General features: G+C 72.8%; 19 protein-coding genes. 11 read left to right on the top strand and 8 right to left on the bottom strand.

Annotation, left to right across the window (positions count from 1 at the left end; translation table 11 throughout):
- Positions 1-34: 34 nt before the first annotated feature.
- Positions 35-1240 (top strand): zinc metallochaperone AztD, encoded by a 1206-nt coding sequence (aztD, locus tag IRQ30_RS09890; protein WP_193612730.1) that lies wholly within the window; start codon positions 35-37, stop codon positions 1238-1240.
- Here aztD and IRQ30_RS09885 read toward each other — a convergent pair.
- The 4 genes from IRQ30_RS09885 to IRQ30_RS09870 all read right to left on the bottom strand — a co-directional run bounded on the left by IRQ30_RS09885 (position 1237) and on the right by IRQ30_RS09870 (position 5383).
- Positions 1237-2844, bottom strand: a complete 1608-nt coding sequence (locus tag IRQ30_RS09885) for a sensor histidine kinase (RefSeq protein WP_193612729.1) — start codon at positions 2842-2844, stop codon at positions 1237-1239. The two genes, aztD and IRQ30_RS09885, sit on opposite strands and share 4 nt — an antisense overlap.
- A gap of 144 nt (positions 2845-2988) precedes the next feature.
- Positions 2989-3771, bottom strand: a complete 783-nt coding sequence (locus tag IRQ30_RS09880) for an isoprenyl transferase (RefSeq protein ID WP_193609181.1) — start codon at positions 3769-3771, stop codon at positions 2989-2991.
- Positions 3772-3780: 9 nt separating this feature from the next.
- Positions 3781-4509 carry a DNA repair protein RecO gene (recO, locus tag IRQ30_RS09875; RefSeq protein ID WP_193612728.1) on the bottom strand — a complete coding sequence of 243 codons (729 nt, stop codon included), beginning with the start codon at positions 4507-4509 and terminating at the stop codon, positions 3781-3783.
- Between the two features lie 16 nt (positions 4510-4525).
- On the bottom strand, positions 4526-5383 hold the full coding sequence (locus tag IRQ30_RS09870) for an alpha/beta fold hydrolase (protein WP_193612727.1): 858 nt from the start codon (positions 5381-5383) through the stop codon (positions 4526-4528).
- 48 nt (positions 5384-5431) lie between these two features.
- On the opposite strand from IRQ30_RS09870, the gene IRQ30_RS09865 reads away from it, so the two are divergent.
- Positions 5432-5611: a hypothetical protein gene (locus IRQ30_RS09865; protein ID WP_193612726.1), complete on the top strand. Its 180-nt coding sequence runs from the start codon at positions 5432-5434 to the stop codon at positions 5609-5611.
- A 6-nt stretch (positions 5612-5617) separates the two neighbouring features.
- Here IRQ30_RS09865 and IRQ30_RS09860 read toward each other — a convergent pair whose 3' ends face one another.
- Positions 5618-5833 carry a CDGSH iron-sulfur domain-containing protein gene (locus IRQ30_RS09860; RefSeq protein ID WP_338087905.1) on the bottom strand — a complete coding sequence of 72 codons (216 nt, stop codon included), beginning with the start codon at positions 5831-5833 and terminating at the stop codon, positions 5618-5620.
- Positions 5830-6792: an iron-containing redox enzyme family protein gene (locus IRQ30_RS09855; protein WP_193612725.1), complete on the bottom strand. Its 963-nt coding sequence runs from the start codon at positions 6790-6792 to the stop codon at positions 5830-5832. Before IRQ30_RS09855 ends, IRQ30_RS09860 begins: the two co-directional genes overlap by 4 nt.
- A 173-nt stretch (positions 6793-6965) precedes the next feature.
- Between IRQ30_RS09855 and IRQ30_RS09850 the strand changes: the two genes are divergently transcribed.
- From IRQ30_RS09850 to IRQ30_RS09810, 9 genes are all read left to right on the top strand, one after another.
- Positions 6966-7811: a sigma-70 family RNA polymerase sigma factor gene (locus tag IRQ30_RS09850; protein ID WP_227467322.1), complete on the top strand. Its 846-nt coding sequence runs from the start codon at positions 6966-6968 to the stop codon at positions 7809-7811.
- Between the two features lie 37 nt (positions 7812-7848).
- Positions 7849-8457, top strand: a complete 609-nt coding sequence (locus IRQ30_RS09845; protein WP_193612723.1) for a flavodoxin family protein — start codon at positions 7849-7851, stop codon at positions 8455-8457.
- Positions 8454-9410: a TIGR03557 family F420-dependent LLM class oxidoreductase gene (locus tag IRQ30_RS09840; RefSeq protein ID WP_193612722.1), complete on the top strand. Its 957-nt coding sequence runs from the start codon at positions 8454-8456 to the stop codon at positions 9408-9410. The genes IRQ30_RS09845 and IRQ30_RS09840 overlap by 4 nt, the downstream gene beginning before the upstream one ends.
- Positions 9407-9844 (top strand): SRPBCC family protein, encoded by a 438-nt coding sequence (locus IRQ30_RS09835; protein ID WP_193612721.1) that lies wholly within the window; start codon positions 9407-9409, stop codon positions 9842-9844. Before IRQ30_RS09840 ends, IRQ30_RS09835 begins: the two co-directional genes overlap by 4 nt.
- Before the next feature lie 4 nt (positions 9845-9848).
- The gene (locus IRQ30_RS09830; RefSeq protein ID WP_338089645.1) at positions 9849-11441 is read left to right on the top strand and encodes a phytoene desaturase family protein; all 1593 of its coding nucleotides are present in this window, start codon (positions 9849-9851) and stop codon (positions 11439-11441) included.
- Positions 11442-11540: 99 nt separating this feature from the next.
- Positions 11541-12647: a glycosyltransferase family protein gene (locus IRQ30_RS09825; RefSeq protein WP_193612720.1), complete on the top strand. Its 1107-nt coding sequence runs from the start codon at positions 11541-11543 to the stop codon at positions 12645-12647.
- A complete protein-coding gene (locus IRQ30_RS09820) occupies positions 12644-13723 on the top strand; it encodes a glycosyltransferase (RefSeq protein ID WP_193612719.1) in 1080 nt (359 codons plus the stop codon). The genes IRQ30_RS09825 and IRQ30_RS09820 overlap by 4 nt, the downstream gene beginning before the upstream one ends.
- Positions 13720-14724 (top strand): glycosyltransferase, encoded by a 1005-nt coding sequence (locus IRQ30_RS24180; protein ID WP_193612718.1) that lies wholly within the window; start codon positions 13720-13722, stop codon positions 14722-14724. Before IRQ30_RS09820 ends, IRQ30_RS24180 begins: the two co-directional genes overlap by 4 nt.
- Positions 14721-15545, top strand: a complete 825-nt coding sequence (locus IRQ30_RS09810; RefSeq protein WP_193612717.1) for a glycosyltransferase family 2 protein — start codon at positions 14721-14723, stop codon at positions 15543-15545. Before IRQ30_RS24180 ends, IRQ30_RS09810 begins: the two co-directional genes overlap by 4 nt.
- Here the strand turns inward: IRQ30_RS09810 and IRQ30_RS09805 are convergent.
- Positions 15542-15997 carry a DUF5709 domain-containing protein gene (locus IRQ30_RS09805; protein WP_193612716.1) on the bottom strand — a complete coding sequence of 152 codons (456 nt, stop codon included), beginning with the start codon at positions 15995-15997 and terminating at the stop codon, positions 15542-15544. The genes IRQ30_RS09810 and IRQ30_RS09805 overlap by 4 nt on opposite strands.
- Positions 15994-17760 (bottom strand): 2-isopropylmalate synthase, encoded by a 1767-nt coding sequence (leuA, locus tag IRQ30_RS09800; RefSeq protein ID WP_420827601.1) that lies wholly within the window; start codon positions 17758-17760, stop codon positions 15994-15996. The genes IRQ30_RS09805 and leuA overlap by 4 nt, the downstream gene beginning before the upstream one ends.
- Positions 17761-17823: the final 63 nt, after the last annotated feature.

The following is a 17823-nucleotide window of genomic DNA, read 5'->3' as shown; positions in this document are numbered from 1 at the left end:
GGCTGGACCACCCCCCATGGAAGGACGATCCACGATGCGCACATCCCCGATCCGACGAGGAGGTCTGGCGGCGATCCCGGCGGCCACCCTCCTGCTGCTGGCCGCCTGCTCCTCCGGCGGTGACGACGACACCTCCGCCGACGAGGCCCAGGCGGGCCGTGCGGGCAGCGGCGAGCCCTCGGCCCGCGTCGCGGTCTCCTACGAGGGCGGCGTCGCGGTCCTGGACGGCGAGACCCTCGAGGTCCTCGGCGACCTCGACTCCGAGGAGTTCACCCGGCTCAACCCCGCAGGGGACGGCCGGCACGTCATGGTGACCGTCGCCGACGGGTTCCAGCTCCTCGACACGGGAGCCGGCGAGGACGGCACGGAGCCGCGGATGACGGACACCGTCTACGAGGCAGACACCCCCGGCCACGTCGTTCCGCACGCCGGTCGCACCGTGCTCTACGCCGACGGCACCAGCGACAGCACGATCCTGGAGACCGACGACCTCACGGGCGAGGCCCGGACGGTCCCCGGCACCGAGGCGCACCACGGCGTCTCCCTCGTGCTCGAGGACGGCACCTTCCTGACGACGGTCGGCGACGCCGAGACGCGCTCGGGCGCCGTGGCGCAGGACGCGTCCGGCACGACCGTCGCGGAGTCCGACCAGTGCCCCGGCATCCACGGCGAGGGCACGGCGGCCGGCGAGGTCGTCGTCTTCGGCTGCGAGGACGGCGCCCTGCTCTACGCCGACGGCGGCTTCCAGAAGCTCGCGGCACCCGACCAGCCCTACGGCCGCATGGGCAACGCCTACGTCAGCGAGACCAGCCCGCTCGTCGTCGGCGACTACAAGACCGACCCCGACGCCGAGGGCTACCTGCTCGGAGCGGTGACGGTCATCGACACGACCGACGGGACGCTCGAGGTGGTCGACCTCCCCGACGGCGCGGACTACACCTTCCGCGGCGTCGCCCGCGGGCCGCAGGACCGGGCCTTCGTGCTGGGCACGGACGGCTCCATCCACGTCCTCGCCCCGGAGAGCCGTCGGGTCGTCGACGCGTTCCCGGTCATCGACGCGTGGGAGGGCCCGGCCGAGTGGCAGGACCCGCACCCGTCGCTGAAGGTCCACGACGACGTGGCCTACGTGACCGAGCCTGCCTCGAAGGCCGTGCACGCGGTCGACCTGACGACCGGTGAGGTGCTGCGCACCGCCACGCTCGACGCCGAGCCGAACGAGATGGCCGTCGCGGGCGACTAGCCCGGCCCCGCGGCGGGAGCACCGTCCAGGGGCAGCCGCACCCGGAAGGTGCTCCCCCGCCCGACCTCGCTCTCCACGTCGATCCGGCCGGCGTGGCCCTCCACGATGCTGCGGGTGATGTTGAGCCCGAGACCGACGCCCTGGATCGACTGCTCCTCGGCGTGGCGGGCGCGCCAGAAGCGGGTGAAGAGGCGGTCGCGGTCGGCGGCGTCGATGCCGACCCCGGTGTCGCGCACGGTGATCTCGGCACGGTCGGCGTCGATCCCCAGCTCGACGACCACCTCCCCGCCACGCGGCGTGTACTTGATCGCGTTCGAGACCAGGTTGTCCACGGCCTGGGCGATGCGCTGGGCATCCACCTTGAGGACGAGGTGGGGCGGCGTGCTCACCTCCAGGTGTACGTCGTTCTCGCGCGCGGCCGGCTCGGCCGCCTGCACGGCCTGACGCACGATCTCGGCGAGGTCGGCCTCGCAGCGCTGGAACTGCACGCCGTCCTCGTCGAGCTGGCTGGTGTGCAGCAGGTCGCCGACCAGCCGCTGGAGCCGCTCGGTGTTGCGCACGACGACCTCCAGCTGGGCGCGGGCCTGCGCCGGCAGGTCGTCGCGCTCGAGGAGCAGCTGGGTGTAGCCGTGGATGGACGTGAGCGGGGTCCGCAGCTCGTGGGAGACGGAGCTGACGAACTCGTCCTTGACCGACAACGCCCGCATGAAGTCGGTGACGTCCTTGTAGGCCAGTGCCGCGCCGTCGAAGCGGCCACCGCTGTCGCGCACGACCCGCGCCGACACCGACAGCGCGCGCCGGGTCAGGGGGTCGTCGCCCACCCAGATCCGGACGTCGTCGAACTCCTGGCCCTGCGCCGCCAGCGCGGTGGGCATCTCGTCGGCGCTCACCTCGGTGGTGCCGTCCGCGCTGTAGACGAGCCCGAGCTGGCCGGCCCGACCTGCGTGGCCGCCCGGGTAGGCGAGGCCCATGAAGTCGCCGTGCCGGCGGTTCATGGCCTGGTAGACGCCGTCGTCGTCGAGCAGGACCAGCCCGACGTCGACGCTGTCGACGATGGCCGCGGACACCCGTCGCTGGCGCTCGAGGCGGCTGACGGCGGAGGCGATGGCGAGCGAGGCCGCGATCGCGACCAGCACCGACAGCAGGATGCGGGAGACGTTGGGTCCGTCCCACCCGAAGTAGGCCAGGCTCGGCGCGCCCGCGAGTACCGCCGCGCCCAGGGCGGTCACGACGACGCCGCGCCGCCCGTAGTAGCGGCCGAGGTAGAGGCCCGGCAGCACCATCAGGACGGCGGAGCCGCCTCCCACCGCGTCCAGACGGAACATCCCGATGGTCGCGAGGTCGCAGACCGCGAGGACGGCCGGCGCCCAGGGCGGCAGTCGTCGCCACGGCAGCGCGAGGGCCGCCACCGTCACGACGACGAGCAGCGCGGCGCCCGCTCGCGGCCACGGACCGCTCTCGACGGGTCCGGCGAACCGCAGGACGAGGTCCAGCGCGAACAGGACGGTGCAGACCGACTGGGCCACGGCCGGGCGCGCGAAGACGTCGGGAGACGGCGTCGTCGTCAGGTCGCCGTGATCACCAGCGCTCTCCCCCACCGCCATGCACGACTCCGTTCGCTCGGTCGGGGACAGCCTGGCAGAGAGTGCGAGAGACGGGCCAGCACGAGGCGCGGCGGTCTAGCAGCGCCGGCACCTGGGTGCTCCGCCACGGCGCCGGCTGACCTGGCTCGGCGCCGCCACGAGTGACTACGACGTGAAGTTGGGCTGGGCGCCGCCGTAGCGCCGGTCACGCCCGGCGTAGACCTCGATCGCCTGCCACAGCGCGCGACGGTCGACGTCGGGCCAGAGGACGTCGGTGAAGACCAGCTCGCTGTAGGCCGCCTGCCACAGCATGAAGTTCGACAATCGCTGCTCCCCCGACGTGCGCCAGACCAGGTCGGCGTCGGACTGCTCGGGCACGTAGAGGTAGCGCGCGAACGTCCGCTCGTCGACCTTGTCGGCCTTGAGCCGGCCCGCGGCGACGTCCTGCGCGATGCGTCGGGCGGTGTCGGCGAGCTCGGCGCGCCCGCCGTAGTTGACGCACATCGTCAGCGTGAGCACGTCGTTGTCCTTCGTGAGCTCCTCGGCCACCTGCAGCTCGCGGATCACCGACTTCCACAGCCTGGGGGCCCGACCCGCCCAGCGCACCCGGACACCGAGCTCGTGCATCTCGTCGCGCCGGCGCCGGATCACGTCGCGGTTGAAGCCCATGAGGAACTTGACCTCGTCGGGAGAGCGCGACCAGTTCTCGGTCGAGAAGGCGTAGGCCGACACCGCCTTCACGCCGATCTCGATCGCGCCCTCGACGACGTCGAAGAGCGAGCTCTCGCCCTGCTCGTGGCCCTTCGTGCGGGGCAGCCCGCGCTCCTTGGCCCACCGCCCGTTGCCGTCCATGACGATCGCGACGTGCTTCGGGACCAGGTCCTTGGGGATCGCCGGCGGCCGCGCGCCCGAGGGGTGCGGCGTGGGCTGGCGGACGGCTCGCTTCACGGGGCGACGCTATCGCTCGACGTGCTCCAGCGAGCGCAGGCCTCGTTCCAGGTGCCAGTGCAGGAACGCCGACACCAGGCCGCTCGCCTCGCGCAGCTGGCGCGGCTCGGCCGCCTCGACGACCGGCCAGTCGCCGGCCAGCAGGGCGCTCATCGTCGCGATGACCTGCGGCGACGGGCTGGCCGAGCCCGGCAGCCGGCACGTCGTGCAGAGCATCCCGCCCATCGACGGGTTGAACCAGCGGTGCGGCCCCTCGAGGCCGCAGTGCGCGCAGGCGTCGAACGACGGCGCGTAGCCGGCGACCGCCAGCGAGCGCAGCAGGTAGGAGTCCAGGATCTGGCCGGGCCGGTGGTCCCCCGCCGCCATCGCCCGCAGCCCGCCGACGAGCAGGAGGAACTGCTGGAGCGAGGGCTGCTTCTCCTCCGAGACCAGCCGCTCGGCGGTCTCGAGCATCGCGGTTCCGGCCGTGTAGCGCTCGTAGTCGGCGCCCAGCGCCGAGGAGAACGCCGACTTGGTCTCGGCCTGGGTGATCGTGTCGAGGTTGCGGCCCTCGGCCAGCTGGAGGTCCACGTGGGTGAACGGCTCGAGCCGGGACCCGAACCGTGACGACGTGCGGCGCACGCCCTTGGCGACGGCACGCACGCGTCCGTTGCTCCGGGTGAGGAGGGTGATGATGCGGTCGGCCTCCCCCAGCTTGTGGGTGCGCAGCACGATCGCCTCGTCGCGGTAGAGAGGCATCTGACCAGTGTGCCCCTCAGGTGGCGGCGCGGCGGCTGCGACGCGGCGTCTTCCAGCACGCGAGTGCGAAGTCGGCCGCTTCGGCGTCCAGCCGCTCGGGGTCCCGACGCCACTCCAGGATGCTGCGCGCGCGCACGAAGGTGCCGTTCGGCAGCTCCTCGGCGAGCATCGCGGCGTCGGCCGCGGGGTGGATCGGGTCGGCCGGGTGGCCGACGACCAGGGCCGGCACCCTGATCGCCCGCCGCTGGCGCGACGACGGGGCGATCCGGCCGAAGAACACCCCGTGCACCAGCGCCGCCATCGAGTCGGCGCGCTGGTCGAGGGTGTCCAGCGCGATGCCGGCCCAGAACGGCACGACCCCACGCGGGACCGGACGCGTCAGGCGACGCACGGCGGCGATGGTGAGCGGCAGGAAGCGCGCGGAGAACAGGATCGGGCCGAACGCCAGGATCCCGGCCTCCAACGCGTTGTCGAGCACCGGCATCTCGCAGATGAGGCCGCGGACCCGCTCGGGGGCGCTGACCGCCACCTCCAAGGACACGTTGGCGCCCAGCGAGGTGCCCCCGATGACCGCCTGCGGCGCGCCGAGGTGGTCCAGCAGCGCCACGACCTGCTCTCCGAAGGCCGTCATCGAGTAGACCAGCGGGTCGGCCGGCCGGTCGGACCGTCCGTGACCGAGCAGGTCCAGGGTCACCACGTGCAGTCCCTGCGACGCGAGCGCTCGCGCCAGCGGCTGCTGCATGCGTCGCGGCATCAGCTGGGCGTGCAGCAGCACCACCCAGGCGTCGCCCGCGCCGTACTCGGTGTACTCCAGGCGGTCCCGGCCTTGGTCGCCGTCCAGGAAGAGCTGGCCGATGCGTTCGGAGACGAGCATGGCCGCAATCTAGGGCATGTGCGGGCTCGGGCAGGGGTACCTCCGAGCATGAGTCCCCGTAGCGAAGACCGACCGATCGACCTGGGGGGCGTGCCCGCCGAGGAGGGCATCAATGCCGCCGACGCCGAGGAGCGCCTGGACGTCGACCCCGAGGAGCAGGTCAACCGCGCCGAGCGGCGCGGCGAGGACGACCTCGACCTGATCCCCGGCAAGACCGACGACGACTGAGGTCCCTCAGGACGGCGCCAGCTTCTCCGGGAGCAGCTTGTGGGTGCCGTCGCACCACGGCTTGCGTGCCGACTTGTCGCACCGGCAGAGCGCGGTGACCCGGCGGGTCGTCTCGTGCAGCTCGCCCGACGAGTCCTCGATGACGTGCTTGCCGCGCAGCAGCATCGGACCGCCCGGGCACAGCACGACGTCCGGGTGCTCGTAGGTGGGCACGTCGCTCACGACGCCACCTGCCAGCGCTCGAGGAGCAGCCGGGCCAGCCGGTCCTCGAGGTCGAGGCAGGTGAAGGCCCCGAAGTAGACGTCGTCGGTGACCTCGGGCTCGACCGCGACGAGCTCGCCGCAGATCGCGCGCACGGCCAGCTGCTCGTGCACGGCGTCGGCCTCGACGTGCTCGTCGTAGTAGGCGGACATCTCCGGCGCCATGCCGAGCCGCTGCAGCCCCTGCGACAGCTGGCGCGACGGCAGCGAGCTGGTCGCCTCGAACGCCGCCAGGTGCCCGAGCGCGGCGCCGCGCAGCCGACGATGCAGGCCCATCAGCGACATCGCGTTGTTCTGCTCGAGGATCTCCAGCGGCACGTCGTCGAGGTAGGCGCCGTACTCGGCGCGTAGCCCGATCGCCTCGAGACCGCGGGCGAAGAGGTGCGAGTGCACCCGGTTGGGGTCCCCGGATCCGTACTCGTCGTACTGGAGCTCCATCAAGGCCGCCTTCGACGCGGTGGGCAGCCGCGGCACGACCCACGCGGTGGGGTCGGACTCCTTGAGGTGGTAGACCGACCTCAGGCGCAGCAGGTCGAGCACCTGCTGCTCGTCGGCCTCGGTCTGCACGAAGCGCGCCAGCGAGCGGCCGTCATGGGCGGCGACGAACGCGAACAGGTCCTCACCGAAGTCGTCGTTGCGCTCGTGGTCGCTGCGGTAGGCGTCCCAGCGCGAGCGCAGCCGGCCCTCGAGCTCCACCTCGAGCCCGCGCCGGACGGCGAGCAGCTCGGGGTCCCACTCCGCCGTCTCGTCGACGTCGTCGAAGCCGCGGTAGGCCAGCTCGTAGAGCGCCCACAGCGTCACAGCGGCGTCCTCGGGGCCGTCGGCCCCCGGGTGCGCGCGGGCCACCGGCTCGGCCGGGATCACCCGCATCGACTCGAACACCGCGGCGCTCAGGGGGCCGCGCGGCTTCGGAAGCATCATGGACCGTCGGTACCCGCGCACCGACTCTCCCAATCCGAGCGATGCGCCCGAACCGCCACCCCTCCGGGTGATTCTTCCCCAGCACCCCTTGGGGTGGGCGGCAGCGGAGCGTCCGGCCCCTAACGTCGAAAGCGATGGGGAGCCGCCTCATTTCGGGAAGAGGACGCATGATGATGACTGCCGCACACACCACCATCCGTGGGCCGCGTCGGCTCGACGGAGACCGGGGTCTGACCCGCGCTGAGCGCAGCGAGCGCACGGCCGCGCTCCTCACCGCCGCCGCCGCCGCCACCGACCCCGACGAGAGCAGGTCGATCCTCGACGAGGTGATCGTCATCAACCGTGGCGTGGCCGAGTCGGTGGCCTCGCGCTACTACGACCGCGGCATCGACCGCGACGACCTGCGCCAGGTCGCCTACGAGGGACTGACCAAGGCGGTGCGCCGCTTCGACCCGGCCACCCGCAACGACCTGCTGACCTTCGCCGTCCCCACCATCCGGGGCGAGCTCCTGCGCTACTTCCGCGACCGGGGCTGGACGGTGCGGCCGCCGCGCCGCATCCAGGAGCTCCAGTGGCGTGTCAACCAGGCGATCGAGTCGCTCGAGGGCGAGCTCGGCCGCAGCCCCTCGACCCCCGAGCTCACCGAGCGGCTCGGGATCAGCGAGGCCGAGTACCGCGAGGCGCTCGAGGCCTTCGGGGCCTTTCAGCCCGCCTCGCTCGACCAGCCCGTCGCCGCGGACTCCGCGACCTGCGTCGGCGACCTGCTGCCCGGCGTCGACCGCGAGTCGGCGGCCAGCGAGGCGCGGATGACGTTGGCGCCGGTCGTACGTCGTCTCTCGGAGCGGGACCGGCGGGTGCTGCACCTGCGGTTCTTCGACGACCTCACCCAGGAGGAGATCGGCAAGGACCTGGGCGTGACGCAGATGCAGGTCTCGCGCCTGCTCAGCCGGATCCTCGGGACGCTGCGCAGCGAGATCGGCGACGACCTGGAGCCGTTCAACCACCAGGCCAGCGCCTGACGCGCATGGGGCCCCGGGACGTGGGCACCGGCCAGGCATGACCGACCTGCGAGCCCTCGTCCTGTCCTGCACGCTGAAGCCCTCCCCCGCCGAGTCGAGCGCCACCCTCCTCGGCACCCAGGTGCTGGATGCGCTTGCCCCGCACGGGGTGACCGGCGAGGTGGTGCGGGTGGTCGACCACCAGGTGAGGTTCGGGGTCTCGACCGACGAGGGCGACGGCGACGAGTGGCCGGTGCTGCGCCGCAAGATGCTGGACGCCGACATCCTGGTGATCGCCACCCCGATCTGGATGGGACAGCCCGCATCGGTCTGCAAGATGGTGCTCGAGCGCCTCGACGCCGAGATCAGCGAGACCGACGACCAGGGCCGGATGCTGACCTTCGGCAAGGTGGCCGTCGTCGCGGTCGTCGGCAACGAGGACGGCGCACACCACACGGTGGCCGAGGTGCTGCAGGCGCTCAACGACACGGGCTTCAGCATCCCTGCCAACGCGGGCACCTACTGGGTCGGCGAGGCCATGCACGCCACGGACTACCAGGACCTGGACGAGACCCCCGACAAGACGGCCTCCACCACGAAGACCGCCGCAGCGAACGCCGCCCACCTGGCTCGGCTGCTGAAGAGCGAGGAGTACCCCGCAGCATGAAGACCGGCTACTTCCTCTCCTGCGAGGAGTACACCCCCGCCGAGCTGGTCGAGCAGGCCGTCCTTGCCGAGCGCGCCGGCTTCGAGGCGCTGTGGATCAGCGACCACTTCCACCCGTGGAACGACGAGCAGGGCCAGAGCCCGTTCGTCTGGAGCGTCATCGGTGCGATCTCGCAGGCCACCTCGCTGCCCGTGACCACGGCGGTGACCTGCCCGACCGTTCGTGTCCACCCCGCCGTGATCGCGCAGGCCGCGGCCACGGCGTCGGTGATGCTCGACGGTCGGTTCGTGCTGGGGGTGGGCACCGGTGAGGCGCTCAACGAGCACGTCCTGGGCGACGCCTGGCCGTCGTACGACGTGCGCATGGAGATGCTCGAGGAGGCGGTGGCGCTGATCCGGCGGCTCTGGGAGGGCGACTTCGTGACCACGCGCGGCCGGCACTACGAGGTCAGCAACGCCCGCATCTACACCCGCCCCGCGACTCCGCCGCCGATCTACGTGAGCGGCTTCGGGCCCAAGGCGGTGGCGGACCTCTCGCGCTTCGCGGACGGCTTCATGTCGACCCAGCCGGACGCCGAGATGGTGTCCCGCTTCAAGGACGCCACTGGCGGCAAGCCCGCCCAGGCAGGATGCAAGGTCGCCTGGGCCGACACCCGCGAGGAGGGCGTCGACATCGCCCACCGCCTGTGGCCCAACGCCGCCCTGCCGGGGGAGCTCTCCCAGGTCCTGCCCTCGGTGCGCCACTTCGAGCAGGCCACGACCCTGGTGACCCGCGACGCGATCGCCGAGAGCTCCGTGGCCGGGCCCGACCTCGACGAGCACCTGACGCAGCTGCACGAGTACCGCGACGCCGGGTTCGACGAGGTCTACGTCGCCAACATGGGGCCGCACTACCGCGAGATGATCGAGGCCTACGGCCGCGACGTACTTCCCACGCTGAGGAGCGACCGATGAGCAGCACCGAACGAGTCATGAAGGCCACGCCCGAGCAGGTCTGGGAGGTCCTGAGCGACGGCTGGCTGTACCCCCTCTGGGTCGTGGGGGCGTCGCGGATCCGTGACGTCGACGAGACCTGGCCGGAGGTGGGATCGCAGCTGTACCACTCGGTGGGTGTCTGGCCGGCGCTGATCGACGACTCCACGCAGGTCGAGGAGTGCCGCCCGCTGCGCATGATCAAGCTGCGCGCCCGGGCCTGGCCCACGGGCGAGGCGAGGGTGGTGATCCGCCTGGAGCAGGTCGGCGCCGAGACCCGCGTCGTGATCGAGGAGAACGCTGTCAACGGACCTGCGGTGCTGATGCCCAAGGTCCTGCAGGACCCGCTGCTGGCGTGGCGCAACGTCGAGGCGTTGCGCCGGCTCGCCTACCTGGTCGAGCGTCGGGAGCAGTGACCGCGTGACCCACGACGCGATCGTCGTCGGCGCCGGCCCCAACGGGCTGGTCGCCGCCAACCGGCTCGTCGACGCCGGCTGGTCGGTGCTGGTCCTCGAGGCGCAGCCCGAGGTGGGCGGAGCCGTGCGCAGCGACCGCGAGCTCGACCCTGAGTTCGTGCAGGACACGTTCAGCGCGTTCTACCCGCTGGCCGCGGCCTCGAAGGGCATCGCCTCGTTCGGTCTCGAGGAGCACGGCCTCACCTGGCGGCACGCACCCGCCGTCCTGGGCCACCCCATGCCCGACGGCCGATGGGCGATGCTGCACCGCGACCGCGAGGTGACGGCGCGGCTGATGGAGGAGCAGCACCCGGGCGACGGCCAGGCGTGGCTGGACCTCTGCGAGGTGTGGGACGTCATCGGTGAGCAGCTCGTGACGGCCCTGATCTCTCCCTTCCCGCCCGTGCGCGCCGGCGTCGGCGTGCTGACGCGGCTCCGGAAGGCCGGTGGACTCGACTTCGTGAAGACCCTGCTGACCCCAGCCACCGAGATGGGACGGCGCGGCTTCGACGGACCTTCGGCCGGTCTCCTGCTCGCGGGCAACGCCGGCCACTCCGACCTGCCCCTCGACGCGATGGGCTCCGGCGTGTTCGGCCTGTTGATGACGATGCTGGGCCAGACCGTCGGCTTCCCCGTGCCGGAGGGCGGCGCCGGGATGCTGGCGACCTCGCTGCGCCGCCGGCTGGAGTCGCGCGGTGGCGAGGTCGTGTGCGATGCGGAGGTGCTGGAGGTCCTGGTCGAGGACGGACGAGCGACCGGTGTGGTCACCGCCGACGGTCAGCGCCACGCCGCGCGACGGGCCGTGGTGGCCGACGTCATCGCCTCCCGCCTGTTCGGCGGCCTGGTCGCCGACGAGCACGTCCCGGCCAAGGTCCGCCGTGGCATGAAGGACTTCCAGCTCGACCCCGGCACCGTCAAGGTCGACTGGGCCCTCGACGCGCCGGTGCCGTGGGCGAGCCAGCCGGCGTACGCGCCGGGGACCTTCCACGTCGCCGACTCCGTGGAGCAGATGACGGAGGCGCTCGGACAGGTCGCTGCGGGCGTCATCCCGGCGTCGCCGTTCATGCTCGCCGGGCAGATGACGACCTCGGACCCCACCCGGTCGCCGGCCGGCACCGAGTCGCTGTGGGCCTACACCCACGTGCCCCAGCCGGAGCGCACCGTGCGCGACGGCGGCGAGGAGGTGCGCGGCGTCTGGGACCGGTCGGACTGCGAGCGCTTCGCCGACCGGATGCAGGCGCGCATCGAGCGGCTGGCGCCCGGGTTCGGCTCCACCATCCGCGCCCGACGGGTGCTCGGGCCGCACGAGATGGAGCGGCGCGACGCCAATCTCGTGGGCGGCGCGATCAACGGCGGGACCTCCCAGGTGCACCAGGAGCTCTTCCTGCGCCCGGTGCCGGGCATGCTCGGCCGGCCCGAGACCGGCATCCCGGGGCTCTACCTCGGCTCCGCGTCGGCCCACCCCGGCGGCGGTGTCCACGGCGCACCCGGGATGAACGCCGCCCGGGCGGCGCTCTTCCACTCCCGCGTCGGCCGACTCGACCCCCGGCGGCGCTGACATCCTCCGCCCCCGCTCACCCCGACGGGTTCACCCCGACAGGTCGGTCCTCACCCGAAAGTGCGTACTGACCGCCGTTCGGCGCGGGTACCAGGACGCATGACGACGCTCCACCGCGACGAACGTCGCCCCCGCCTCGACGAGCCGGTCGTGGCCTCGGTCCCCAGCAGCCACGTCTACGTGCGCCACCTCGCGCCCGAGAGTGGCCCGTCGCCCGTGCGCCTGCCCGACCCCGACCCCAGCAGCCCGGAGCGCTCCACCACCGAGACCTGGTGGCCACCGGTGATGCTGGAGCCGGCGTGGGCCGCCACCGCCGACTTCGACGTCTTCCACCTCCAGTTCGGCTTCGACGCCTGCTCGGTCGAGCGGCTGCACGAGCTCACGTCCACGCTGCGCGAGCGCGCGAAGCCGTTCGTCTACACCGTCCACGACCTGCGCAACCCCCACCACGCCGACCGGGAGACCCACGACCGCCAGCTCGACGTGCTGGTCCCGGCCGCGGACGCGCTCGTGACCCTGACGCCGGGCGCCGCCGAGGAGATCCAGCGGCGCTGGGGCCGCACGGCCATCGTCCTGCCGCACCCGCACGTCGTCGACTTCCCGACCATGGCCCGCGCTCTCGACACGCGTGCGCGACGGCACGCGGGCGCCTTCCGGGTCGGTCTGCACGTCAAGAGCCTGCGCGCCAGCATGGACCCGCTCCGCCTGCTCCCCACGCTCGTGGAGACCGTGCGCGCGCTGCCCGGCGCGGTGCTGCAGGTCAACGCCCACCACGACGTCTTCGACGCCAACGGCCTGCGTCACGACGCCGGCCTGGCGGCGTACCTCCGGGAGGGGGCCGACACCGGACTGATTGACCTGCGCGTCCACGACTTCCTCAGCGACGAGGACCTCTACAGCTACCTGGGCTCGCTCGACGTGTCGGTCCTCCCCTACCGCTTCGGGACGCACTCCGGGTGGTTGGAGGCGTGCCGCGACCTCGGGACGACCGTGGTCGCGCCCACGTGCGGCTACTTCGCGGAGCAGGGCCCGGTGCTGAGCTACACCCACGACGAGGCGACGTACGACGCCGACTCGCTCGCGCAGGCGCTGGTCACCGCGCACTCCGAGCGGCCGCGCCTCGGGATCACCATCGACGAGCGCCGCCGCCAGCGCCGCGACGTCGCCGCCGCCCACGACGAGCTCTACCGGTCGCTGCTGCGATGAGCGCAGCGCTGCGGATCTGCCTGATCGCCTCGAGCAGGTTCCCCATCCGGGAGCCGTTCGCCGGTGGACTGGAGGCGCTGACCTTCCACCTCGCGCGCCGGCTCGTGGCGCGCGGCCACGACGTCTCGATCTTCGCGGCCCCGGGGTCGGAGCCCGGCCTGCCCGTGACCGACCTGCCGCTGCAGCCCTTCGTCGCCAGCGAGGCCGCCCGGTCGGACGTCGGGGCGACGCCGGAGCAGTGGCTGGCCGAGCACCACGCGTACCTGAGCCTGATGCTCGACCTGCTGGCCCAGGGCCGCGACCGGTTCGACGTGGTGCACAACAACAGCCTGCACCACCTGCCGATCGCCATGGCCTGGTCGCTGCCCGTCCCCACCGTCACCACGCTGCACACGCCGCCGGTGCCGTGGCTGGAGTCGGCCGTCAAGCTCGACGCCGGGCGCGGCGCGTTCACCGCGGTCAGCGCGTTCACGTCGCGCTCCTGGGCGCACGCGACGCCCAGCACCCCGATCCACAACGGCGTCGACACCGACCAGTGGTCCCCCGGCCCCGGTGGAGGCGCGGCCGTGTGGTCGGGCCGACTGGTCGCCGAGAAGGCTCCGCACCTCGCGATCGACGCAGCGCGCGTCGCGGGCGTCCCGCTGGTGCTGGCCGGCGCGGCTCACGACCCGACCTACTTCGAGACCCAGATCCGCCCCCGTCTCGGACGGGACGTGGAGTACGCCGGCCACCTCACGCAGCACGAGCTCGTCGACCTGCTCGGGGCGGCGGCGGTGGCCGTCGTGACGCCGGCCTGGGACGAGCCCTACGGCCTCGTGGCCGCCGAGGCGATGTCGTGCGGCACGCCGGTCGCGGCCTTCGAGCGCGGCGCGCTGCCCGAGATCGTGGGCGCGAGCGCGGGGCGCCTCGCGCGGCCCGGCGACGTGGGCGACCTCGGGCGCGCCATCGCCGAGGCCGTCGCGCTCGACCGCGCGGCCGTGCGCGAGGCGGCGCTCTCGGAGTTCACGCTGGACCGGATGGTCGACGACTACGAGCGCGTCTACGCCGGGCTCGTCACCGGGGACCTCGCCGCGTGATCGGCTACTACGTCCACCACCACGGCCACGGGCACCGGCACCGGGCGCTCGCCCTGGCCCGGGCGCTGGGTCGGCCGGTGGTCGGGCTCTCCTCGGCCCCGGCACCGCGCGGCTGGCCGGGTCAGTGGGTGCAGCTCCCCCGCGACGACGAGGGCGGTCCGCCGCACGACGAGACCGCCCACGGGCGGCTGCACTGGGTGCCGGCGGGCGACCGAGGGCTCGCACGGCGCTCCGCGGTCGTCTCGCAGTGGATCGCCGAGGCGGCGCCCGACGCGATGGTCGTCGACGTCTCCGTCGAGATGACCCTGCTCGCCCGGCTGCACGGGGTCCGGGTCGTGGGCGTCGTCCCACCGGGTCGTCGCGACGACGCCGCGCACCTGCTGGGCTTCGACGTCAGCGAGATGCTGGTGGGCATGTGGCCCGCCTCCGTGGTCGGCATGCTCCCAGGCGTCCCCGACCGTGTGCGCGAGCGCGTCGTGCCGGTGGGTGCGCTGTCACGGCACCCCGTGGCCGCCGAGCAGCCGCGTGCCCCGGGCCCGCGACGGGTCACCTTCCTCGCCGGCTCTGGCGGGCCGCGACTGCCGGAGGCCCTGCTGGCCTCCGCCCGTCGTCAGACCCCGGACTGGGAGTGGACCGTGCTGGGCGGGCCGGGCACGAGCGGCTGGAGCGACGACCCGCAGCGCGCCATCGAGCAGGCCGACGTCGTCGTCACCCACGCCGGCCAGAACGCCCTCGCCGAGGTCGCCGCCGCGCGCCGCCCTGCCGTGGTCGTGCCCCAGGACCGACCGTTCGACGAGCAGCGGACCAGCGGCACCGTGCTCTCCGAGGGCTGGCCCGCAGTCGTGCTCCCGGAGCTGCCGACCGAGGGCTGGTCCGCGCTGCTCGAGCGCGCCTCGTCGCTCGACGGCCGAGGTTGGCAGCGGTGGTGCGACGGGCGGGCCGCGGAGCGCTTCGCCGGCGTCGTGGAGGACGTCGCCCGGGGCTGGCGGGTGGCCTCGTGAGCGCGACGGCCGTCGTCACGATCGTGCACGGCCGCCGCGACCACCTGGCGCTGCAGGGCCGGTCGCTGGCGCGACAGACGGACCCGGCGGCACACGTCGTCGTCGCCATGGACGACCCTGACCTCGAGGTGCCCGGCGCTCACGTCGTGCACGTGCCGAGGCTCCCGCTCGGCCTGCCCCTGGCAGCCGCGCGCAACGCCGGAGCCGCGGCCGCGCTGGCCGAGGGCGCCGACGTCCTCGTCTTCCTCGACGTCGACTGCCTCGCCGACCCGGCGCTCCTGGCGGCCTACGGCGACGACGTGCGGCAGCAGCCGGGCACGGTCTGGTCGGGCCCCGTCACCTACCTGGACCGTCCGCCGCCCGGCGGCTACGACCTCGACGGGCTAGCCGCCCTCGACGCCCCCCACCCGGCGCGCCCGGCGCCGCAACCTGGCGAGCTGCTCCACGACGCGGACCCGGACCTCTTCTGGTCGCTGTCCTTTGCGTGCCACGCCGACGCCTGGCTGGCCTCCGGCGGCTTCTGCGAGGACTACGTCGGCTACGGCGGCGAGGACACCGACTTCGGCCGCACCCTCGTGGCCCGCGGCCTACGCCTGGGCTGGACCGGCTCCGCCCGGGCCTACCACCAGTGGCACCCGGTCTCCAGCCCGCCGGTCGAGCACGTCGACGACATCGTGCGCAACGCCGCGCTGTTCCACCGCCGCTGGGGAGAGTGGCCGATGGGCGGCTGGCTCGACCAGCTGGAGCAGCAGGGCCTCGTCGTCCGTCGGGACGGAGCGTGGGCGGTGGCCGCCGAGGTGCTCAGCGGCCGGACGCCCTAGAGCTCGCTGTCAGGGACGACGTGGACCGCCGCCTCCTCGGCGGAGGCACCGGCGCCGTCGATGCCTACGTCGTCGCCCACCAGGTCCTTGTCGACGTCCTCGCCGAGCCCCTGGTCGAGGTCGACGAGCCGGCCCGCTCGCACGTCGCCCACCTCGCCGTCGTCGAGGAACTCGTCGGACTCGCTCGGACCGTCGTCGTCACCGGTGCCGTCCTCGGCGTACGGGTCGGGCTCGGGGTCCTCCTGCCGCAGGCGCTGGTCGAGGCTCTCGCCCAGCGCCTCCTCGTACGGCGTGTTGCCGAAGCCCTGCCCGGCCGAGTAGTGCTCCGGAGGCGAGTAGCCGCGGTCGAGGATGTCGTCGACGTCCCCGTCGGCCAGGGAGTCCCCCGGCTGGAGCTGGTCCTCGTCGTCGACGCTGTAGTCGCCGTAGCTCTCGTTGTCGTTGTTGCTCATGGACGCTGAGTATCCACGGTGCCGCGGTTGACCGCGCTGACGACCGCCTTCAGCGAGGCGGTGACGATGTTGGCGTCGACCCCCACGCCCCACAGGACCTCGTCGCCGACCGCGCACTCGACGTACGCCGCCGCGAGGGCGTCGCCGCCCGAGGAGAGGGCGTGCTCGTGGTAGTCGAGCACCCGGACGTCGAAGCTGCCGCCCAGGCCGGCGCGGGGCAGCTCGTTGATCGCGCTGACGAACGCCTCGATGGGGCCGTTGCCGGTGCCCTCGAGGGTGCGCACCTCGCCGTCGACGTAGACGTTGACCGTGAGGGCGTCCTTCTCGCCGGCCGCGGAGCTGGTGTGCACCGAGTCGAGGCGCAGCGGGGCCTCGCGCTCGAGGTACTCGCTGCGGAACACCGACCAGATCTCCTCCGGAGCGACCTCGCCGCCCTCCGCGTCGGTGCGCTGCTGGATGACCCGGCTGAACTCGATCTGGGCCCGCCGCGGCAGGTCCAGCTTGTGCTCCGCCTTGAGGATGTAGGCGACTCCGCCCTTGCCGGACTGGCTGTTGACCCGGATCACGGCCTCGTAGGAGCGGCCCACGTCCTTGGGGTCGATCGGCAGGTACGGCACGGCCCACGGCTGCTGGTCCACAGGCACGCCGGCCGCCGCGGCGTCGCGCTCCATCGCCTCGAAGCCCTTCTTGATGGCGTCCTGGTGGGAGCCGGAGAAGGCGGTGTAGACCAGGTCGCCGCCGTAGGGGTGACGCTCGGCGACCGGCAGCTGGTTGCAGTACTCGACCGTGCGACGGATCTCGTCGATGTCGGAGAAGTCGATCTGAGGGTCGATCCCCTGGCTGAACAGGTTCAGTCCGAGCGTCACCAGGCAGACGTTGCCGGTGCGCTCGCCGTTGCCGAACAGGCAGCCCTCGATGCGGTCGGCGCCGGCGAGGTAGCCCAGCTCGGCCGCCGCGACCGCGGTGCCGCGGTCGTTGTGGGGGTGCAGGGACAGCACGACGTGCTCGCGGTGGGCGAGGTGGCGGTTCATCCACTCGATGGAGTCGGCGTAGACGTTCGGCGTGGCCATCTCGACCGTCGCCGGCAGGTTGATGATGACCGGCTTCTCGGCCGTGGGCTCGAAGACCTCCAGCACGTCGTTGCAGACGCGGACGGCGAACTCCAGCTCGGTGCCGGTGTAGGACTCCGGGCTGTACTCGTAGAGGACCTGCGTCTCGGGGATCGTCTCCTCGTACTTCTTGCACAGGCGGGCGCCCTGGACCGCGATGTCGGCGATGCCGTCCATGTCGAGGCCGAAGACCACGCGGCGCTGCAGCGTCGAGGTGGAGTTGTAGAGGTGGACGATGGCCTGCTTGGCCCCCGCGATCGCCTCGTAGGTGCGCGCGATCAGCTCCTCGCGGGCCTGGGTCAGCACCTGGATCACGACGTCGTCGGGGATCAGGTCCTCGTCGATCAGCTGGCGGACGAAGTCGAAGTCGGTCTGGCTGGCGCTGGGGAAGCCGACCTCGATCTCCTTGTAGCCCATGGCCACCAGGAGCTGGAACATCGTCTTCTTGCGGGCCGGCGACATCGGGTCGATGAGCGCCTGGTTGCCGTCGCGCAGGTCGACCGCGCACCAGCGCGGGGCCTGGGTGATGGTGCGGTCCGGCCAGGTGCGGTCGGAGAGCGCGACGGGGATGAAGGGCTCGTAGCGGCCGACCGGCATCGGGCTCGGCTGCTGGACGTTGCGCTCGGAGTAGGGCTGGGTGTCGCTCATGGTCATGGTCCTCGCGGGTGTGGTGCCGAAGTGGCCGGGCGCACGCACTCACTCCGCAGCGAGGGGGTC

It is taken from the genome of Nocardioides lijunqiniae, assembly GCF_015024225.1.
GTDB lineage: Bacteria > Actinomycetota > Actinomycetes > Propionibacteriales > Nocardioidaceae > Nocardioides > Nocardioides lijunqiniae.
Note: the sequence above shows the minus strand (reverse complement) of the source record. Positions and strands in the feature narration are given on the sequence as shown.

What these genes read in the sequence shown, in the direction of transcription:
- aztD (WP_193612730.1), top strand. Translation starts at nt 35, where the DNA reads ATGCGCACATCCCCGATCCGACGAGGAGGTCTGGCGGCGATCCCGGCG.
- IRQ30_RS09885 (WP_193612729.1), bottom strand. Translation starts at nt 2,844, where the DNA reads ATGGCGGTGGGGGAGAGCGCTGGTGATCACGGCGACCTGACGACGACG.
- recO (WP_193612728.1), bottom strand. Translation starts at nt 4,509, where the DNA reads ATGCCTCTCTACCGCGACGAGGCGATCGTGCTGCGCACCCACAAGCTG.
- IRQ30_RS09870 (WP_193612727.1), bottom strand. Translation starts at nt 5,383, where the DNA reads ATGCTCGTCTCCGAACGCATCGGCCAGCTCTTCCTGGACGGCGACCAA.
- IRQ30_RS09865 (WP_193612726.1), top strand. Translation starts at nt 5,432, where the DNA reads ATGAGTCCCCGTAGCGAAGACCGACCGATCGACCTGGGGGGCGTGCCC.
- IRQ30_RS09855 (WP_193612725.1), bottom strand. Translation starts at nt 6,792, where the DNA reads ATGATGCTTCCGAAGCCGCGCGGCCCCCTGAGCGCCGCGGTGTTCGAG.
- IRQ30_RS09850 (WP_227467322.1), top strand. Translation starts at nt 6,966, where the DNA reads ATGACTGCCGCACACACCACCATCCGTGGGCCGCGTCGGCTCGACGGA.
- IRQ30_RS09845 (WP_193612723.1), top strand. Translation starts at nt 7,849, where the DNA reads ATGACCGACCTGCGAGCCCTCGTCCTGTCCTGCACGCTGAAGCCCTCC.
- IRQ30_RS09840 (WP_193612722.1), top strand. Translation starts at nt 8,454, where the DNA reads ATGAAGACCGGCTACTTCCTCTCCTGCGAGGAGTACACCCCCGCCGAG.
- IRQ30_RS09835 (WP_193612721.1), top strand. Translation starts at nt 9,407, where the DNA reads ATGAGCAGCACCGAACGAGTCATGAAGGCCACGCCCGAGCAGGTCTGG.
- IRQ30_RS09825 (WP_193612720.1), top strand. Translation starts at nt 11,541, where the DNA reads ATGACGACGCTCCACCGCGACGAACGTCGCCCCCGCCTCGACGAGCCG.
- IRQ30_RS09820 (WP_193612719.1), top strand. Translation starts at nt 12,644, where the DNA reads ATGAGCGCAGCGCTGCGGATCTGCCTGATCGCCTCGAGCAGGTTCCCC.
- IRQ30_RS09805 (WP_193612716.1), bottom strand. Translation starts at nt 15,997, where the DNA reads ATGAGCAACAACGACAACGAGAGCTACGGCGACTACAGCGTCGACGAC.
- leuA (WP_420827601.1), bottom strand. Translation starts at nt 17,760, where the DNA reads ATGACCATGAGCGACACCCAGCCCTACTCCGAGCGCAACGTCCAGCAG.